Annotated in this window: 3 protein-coding genes and 1 pseudogene; 2 read left to right on the top strand and 2 right to left on the bottom strand. The window is 39.4% G+C overall.

Going from position 1 to position 6,344, the window contains the following annotated elements; all coding sequences use genetic code 11:
- Positions 1 to 454: pseudogene (locus SAGCYANO_RS25070) on the bottom strand (hypothetical protein); the annotation flags it as partial.
- 15 nt (positions 455 to 469) lie between these two features.
- Entirely contained in the window at positions 470 to 1,468 is a 999-nt protein-coding gene (locus tag SAGCYANO_RS25065; RefSeq protein ID WP_202222573.1) for a hypothetical protein, read from the bottom strand.
- Between the two features lie 1,103 nt (positions 1,469 to 2,571).
- Here SAGCYANO_RS25065 and SAGCYANO_RS25060 point away from each other — a divergent pair.
- Complete coding sequence (locus SAGCYANO_RS25060; RefSeq protein WP_202222572.1) at positions 2,572 to 2,811, top strand: hypothetical protein; 240 nt, start codon at positions 2,572 to 2,574, stop codon at positions 2,809 to 2,811.
- 357 nt (positions 2,812 to 3,168) lie between these two features.
- Complete coding sequence (gene ppc, locus SAGCYANO_RS25055) at positions 3,169 to 6,264, top strand: phosphoenolpyruvate carboxylase (RefSeq protein ID WP_202222571.1); 3,096 nt, start codon at positions 3,169 to 3,171, stop codon at positions 6,262 to 6,264.
- The last annotated feature ends 80 nt before the right edge of the window (positions 6,265 to 6,344 follow it).

Raw genomic sequence — 6,344 nt, 5'->3', positions numbered from 1 at the left:
TTTGATCCAGGTCTGGATTAAGGAATTTGTTTAATAGAAAACTAATAGCTTCATAGTTTCCCTGACTTGCCAAAACTTTAGCACTTGCTGCCATCTCTGGATTTTCCGATGCTGGTAAATTCAACCAGTCGATCCAAAGAGGTGACTCCGATTTTTGTTTCGGTTCATTAATAATACAACCATAGATAGTAGCAGCTTGGATACCTCTAGGTAGAATTGTAGATAATGTAGAGGCGATCGCTTCTTTTGTCTTCTTTTTATCTGGAGCTAGTTGGTTTGAGTTATTAGTATTAGTACAGAATAAATGTAACGTAGATTCTTTGAGAGTAGCTCGAATTTTGATTCCAAGAGTAGTAAATTGTTGTTGTAGCAAACGTTCAATTGCTGCCACATCTCCCCAACTTGCCCATTCTTGTAGCATCAGGTCTGGTGGAGTTAGGTCCACCCGCAGCATCAGTCCGGTGCAGTTTCACCCTGAACAACCAGAAATTAAAGCTTCATGAAAATCTTTGAGTTTTAACTCTCGGAGCTTTTGAGCGATCGGTTCTGCCAACAAAGATGGAGCTGGACTATAAGCTGCTTCACAGGAGACCCATAAAATTTTCTGGGTTTTCAATTCAGGACTTTTGGCAGAATCTTCTGATTGTTGGGTAGTTTCTGTTAATTTTTCCTTAAGTTGTCTTTCTCTAATACTGACATTTACAGAAACCCCTAACTCACCTAAAACTTCACTAAGATAGCTAGCAATTGCATCTGGATGGCCATATTGGGCCAATCTTTGATAAGAAACCGTAAGGGGAGAATCAAGTAAATATTGGTCTAATTCTTCTGTCTTCTCTGGGTCTGCTTCTAATTCATTGGGTTGTGTTGATTCAATAATAGAAGAATTTTCTGAGTCTAATTTTGGTGATAAAACCAGTTCTGAATGGTCTAATATGTCATTTGTCAACACAGATGCCTTGTGGGGAGTTGAAAGTAATTCAGAGGCATTATGATTAATATCTAGTTTCGGAGATTGTCCAGCAGTGACTTTTGTCAGATGTTCTTCCGGTAAAATTTGACTATCATTTTGATTTTGTGGGTATTTTGTAGGAACAACATAATTAGACCGAGAGAGGGTATTAACTTCTGAATCAGAGGAACTAGAAGGAGTATTTACCAGTTGGCTCTGAGTTGCTACCTTATTACCATCAAGTTTTACTGTCCAGTCAGGTCTCCTGCGACCTAAAGTTCGGCCACATAGAAACATCTGATAAATCCGAGGTTGATTAGGAGGTAGTAAAGATTCTAGATCGACCTGACCCAGTGCCTGGGAAAACTGGGCTAGTGCAAAGTTCATTTCTGGACATTTTTCAGCTTCACAGAGAATATGTAAATGATTGCCACGCAATCTTACCTGCACTTGCACTTCTGGAAGTCCCAGAGCTTTCTGTGCCCAATCTCCTAAAGGAGATCGATTTTCCGTCAATATAGTTTTATTCCCTTTCATCTTCTGCTGTTTGTGGGAGACTCCCTTGCTCGGCTTAACTATTGGTTAGTGACTGCTTGGAATGTAGCGTATAAACATTATAAAGGAAAGGATATTGTTCAAGAATTTAGAATTTAGAATTTAGAATTTAGAATTACCTTTTCTTATAAATTAAGAGGATTGGAGTAAAGGATTTTTCCTCTCTTGGTCGATATATATATTGAGGGCGAATACCATTCGCCCCTACAGATTGTGGTTTCAAAGTCAATTTGCGTAAGTACTGAAATTAATATTCAACTTTAATATTATCATTATGGCTTTAATAGCCCACCGTCTACAAGGTGTTCAAAATTGTTTGGGGTGAGAATCGATTTGTTATAAATAAATTAAGAGGATTGGATTCAACAATGAATAATGAATAATGAATAATGAATAATTACCTCTCCTTGAAAAGAAGAGGATTGACAAATTCATGAAAATTTTTATTTATTATCCCCTTAAAGGGGAGGCGCATACCCACAATTTTTCGGTAAAGGATTTTTTTCCTCTCTTGGTCGATATATATATTGAGGGCGAATACCATTCGCCCCTACAGATGGTGGTTTCAAAGTCAATTTGCGTAAGTACTGAAATTAATATTCAACTTTAATATTATCATTATGGCTTTAATAGCCCACCGTCTACACGGTGTTCAAAATTGTTTGGGATGAGAATCCATAAGCAATTTTCCCTTCTGCCTCCCCCCTTTCAAAGCTATGCTTTATAAACATCTTTCTTAACATAAAAACTTGACAAAAAGACAAGTTATGGATAAGTCTGGGAGTGGCTTTTTCTGGAGAAAATTGTATTGAAAAATACACTATGAGTGAGGACCGTAGACAAAATTCTTACTTCCCACACCCCCACCCTTCCCACACTCCCACCCTCCCACAAGGGTTTCAGGAGTTCCTTATAAGGGATAGCGCATCATCGGGGGTTGGGGGATGCCTTCAGCATAGCTGCCTTCTTCAATGAATATTTGTCCTTCGGCTGAAGATGCTGAAGTCTTGTTAAGCTTCCTATATCAGCTCTTGCGTATAAACTTATTTATTGAGGTAATATCAATGCAATCCTTTCGAGAAAATCCCTCTGAAGATCTTACACTAAAAACTCCCAGTTGGAAAATTTCCTCAGATATTTTACTTAGCTTGGCCACTGGTCCGGTTTTATTAGGTTTACTGGGTAATAAAGCCATTAATGAATTATTACCAGAAATTGGCCTCTATAGTGAAGAAATCTTCCGGGGCGATCGCCTACCAATGCTTAATTTTCCCAAAAATCATCAGATTCCTAATTTTATTTAACTATACTATAGTTTCAAAAGATTCCGAAGATTTCTTCAACTCAAGGTTAAAGATGGAACAACTGCCATCCTGTTCAATAGGTTAGCTCAAAGCCTCTACTGCTATGTGATTAATTAACAAAAAACATTGCTGAAAGGCTAGCTATCAAAGGGCTACTTGACTCCCAGGTGTATTATAAACATTTAAATCCCATTTAATGAGTTAGGACTTAGGCAAAAGGTTAAGTTATACACCATCTGTAGGGGCAAACGGCCGTTTGCCCCTACTACACATAGTATTTGTGCGTAAATTATGTGAGTGTAACAGTATCAAAAATACATTTATTTTGATATCAGTATCTACTAAGGAATAGGTAATATGAGTTCACTACTAAAATCAGAGCAGACAACCCTAGAACAAGGGTTTAATAATGCCCCGACTAAAGTTTCAGGTCTGTTTCTGAGTAATCGAATTAAAATAATTGAAAATTTGTGGGAATTAGTGCTAGGACAAGAGTGTGGCCAAGAATTGGTAAGCATACTCCAGAAGATGCGCTTGGTTAATTCTACAGAAGGACAAGCTTTTAACTTTCTAGATTCAGAAATTGTACAACTTATTGAACAGCTAGAACTCAAAGATGCAATTCGGGCAGCTCGAGCTTTTGCGTTATATTTTCAGCTAATCAATATTGTTGAACAGCATTATGAACAAAGGATGCAACAACAAGCGTATTCTCACAACAAAGGTCCGGGAAAACTAATCTTTAAAGATGATGAAGCTAAGGATGGTGAAGCTGGTTCATTGCGGGTTGGAAGTATTCCTATCTGGAGCGATAACAAAAACAAACCTGAAGGAGAGGGGACATTTCATTATCTATTTCCCCTACTGCGGACTCTGAATGTGCCATCTCAATTAATTCAACGATTAATTGATAACTTAGATATCCGTCTAGTGTTTACAGCACATCCTACAGAAATTGTACGTCATACAATCAGAACAAAACAGCGACGCATTGCTAAAATTTTCCAACAGCTCGATCTAGTAGAAGAAAGTTTTTCAGAATTGTCTGGAAATGGAGGACATGAAAAATCAGTGGTTTCATCCTTGGAAACAGAATCTCTCAAGGAACAGTTAACAGAAGAAATTCGTTTGTGGTGGCGTACAGATGAAATACACCAATTTAAACCTACTGTACTTGATGAAGTAGAAACGACTCTTCATTACTTTGAAGAGGTATTGTTTGAAGCTACTCCCAAACTATACCAGAGGTTTAAACAAGCTCTGCATAGTTCTTTCCCTTACTTAAAACCACCTACTTTCAATTTCTGTAAGTTTGGCTCTTGGGTAGGAGCTGACCGGGATGGTAATCCTTTTTGTACCCCAGAGGTGACTTGGCAAACAGCTTGCTATCAACGCAAGATAGTGTTAGATAAGTATATTAATATTACTGATTCCCTGATCGAACTGTTAAGTTTGTCCTTGCATTGGAGTGATGTTTTACCAGAACTGCTGGACTCCTTAGACCGCGACCAATTGCAAATGCCCGAAGTATATGACCAATGGGCAATTCGCTATCGACGAGAACCCTACAGGTTGAAGTTATCTTATGTGAGAAAACGTTTGGAAAATACTCGCGATCGCAACTGGCGCTTGTATAATGGTGATTCTCTCCAAAGACAAATGGAAGTTCTCTCCCAACGTCGAGAAACAGCAGCAGTTTATGCTTCTGGTGCGGAATTTCTAGAAGAATTACAACTAATTCAACGTAACTTGATCGAAACGGGTTTAAGCTGTAGTGACTTGGAAAACCTCATTTGCCAGGTAGAAATTTTTGGCTTCAATTTGGCACGACTAGATATTCGCCAGGAGTCTTCTGTCCATGAAGCTGTAATTAATGAAGTTACTGAATACTTACAAATTCTGCCTAAACCCTATATCGAAATGTCAGAAGCAGAGCGCACTGAATGGCTATCAACAGAATTGCCTACTCGTCGCCCACTAATTCCTGCAGAACTACCTTTTTCTGAGAGAACTTGCGAAATCATTAACACTTTCCGAATGCTACGACAGCTACAGGTAGAGTTTGGCCCCGAAATTTGCCAAACTTACATTATCAGTATGAGTCGTGATGTCAGCGATATGTTGGAAGTGTTGTTGCTAGCTCAAGAAGCAGGACTTTATGACCCGGCAACTGGTGCAAGTGAGATTCAGGTAGTGCCTCTGTTTGAGACAGTGGAAGACTTGAGAAACGCTCCCAGGGTTATGCGCAATTTATTTGAATTGCCTTTGTATCGGGCAGCACTTGCTGGTGGGTATGATAAATTGCAAGCACAAGCAGACTCTAAAATGAAATCTGAGTTAGAGACTCTTTATTTGCAAGAAGTGATGCTTGGTTATTCAGATAGTAATAAAGATTCTGGGTTCCTCAGTAGTAACTGGGAAATTCATAAAGCTCAAAAAGCTTTACATAAAATCGGTCAGGAATATGGAATCGCATTGCGGATATTTCATGGGCGCGGTGGTTCGGTAGGACGTGGTGGCGGTCCTGCTTATAAAGCGATTTTGGCTCAACCTGGTAAGAGTATTAGTGGACGGATTAAGATTACTGAACAGGGTGAGGTGCTAGCTTCTAAATATTCTCTGCCTCAGTTGGCTATGTATAACTTAGAAAATGTCACTACTGCAGTTATTCAAGCTAGTTTGCTACATACAGGGTTTGATGAAATTGATGCCTGGAATGACATTATGGAAGAGTTAGCGGTGCGATCGCGCACTCATTACCGACATCTGATTTATGAACAACCCGACTTAGTAGAATTTTTCTATCAAGTTACCCCGATCCAAGAAATTAGTCAACTACAAATTAGTTCTCGTCCAGCTCGGAGGAAGAATGATAAAAAGAAGACAATTTCTGGTTTAAGGGCAATTCCTTGGGTGTTTAGCTGGACTCAGAGTCGCTTCCTATTACCTGCTTGGTATGGAGTAGGAACGGCTTTACAAGAGTTTGTGCAACAACAGCCAGAAGAACACCTGAAACTTTTGCAGTATTTTTATCTAAAATGGCCGTTTTTTACTACTGCAATCTCAAAAGTAGAGATGACTCTAGCAAAAGTAGATTTGCAAATGGCTCATTATTATGTCCGAGAATTATCTAATCCAGAAGACCGGGAAAGATTTGAGGCATTGTTTGAGCAAATTGCTACTGAATATAACCTGACGCGGAATTTAGTTTTACAAATTTCTGGTCATCAACGACCTTTAGATGGAGAGCAAGATTTGCAGCGTTCTGTGCAGTTGCGGAATGCTAATATTGTTCCTCTAGGTATGTTGCAGGTAGCTTTGTTGAAACGCTTGCGTCAACATGATACAGGTACGCCAGGAGTTATTCACTCTCGCTATAGTAAGGGTGAGTTGTTACAAGGTGCTTTGTTGACTCTTAATGGTATTGCTGCAGGAATGCGGAATACAGGTTGAGGAAGAGTGTGGGGAGATGGGGAGATGGGGAGATGGGGAGATGGGGTGATGAGGAGATGGGGAGATGGGGAGATGGGGAG

The organism is Okeania sp. KiyG1 (assembly GCF_014132355.1).
Classification (GTDB): Bacteria; Cyanobacteriota; Cyanobacteriia; order Cyanobacteriales; family Microcoleaceae; genus Okeania.
Note: the sequence above shows the minus strand (reverse complement) of the source record. Positions and strands in the feature narration are given on the sequence as shown.

Bases quoted from the DNA above. Each gene is read 5' to 3' on its own strand.
- SAGCYANO_RS25060 (WP_202222572.1), top strand. From the start codon at position 2,572: ATGCAATCCTTTCGAGAAAATCCCTCTGAAGATCTTACACTAAAAACT.
- ppc (WP_202222571.1), top strand. From the start codon at position 3,169: ATGAGTTCACTACTAAAATCAGAGCAGACAACCCTAGAACAAGGGTTT.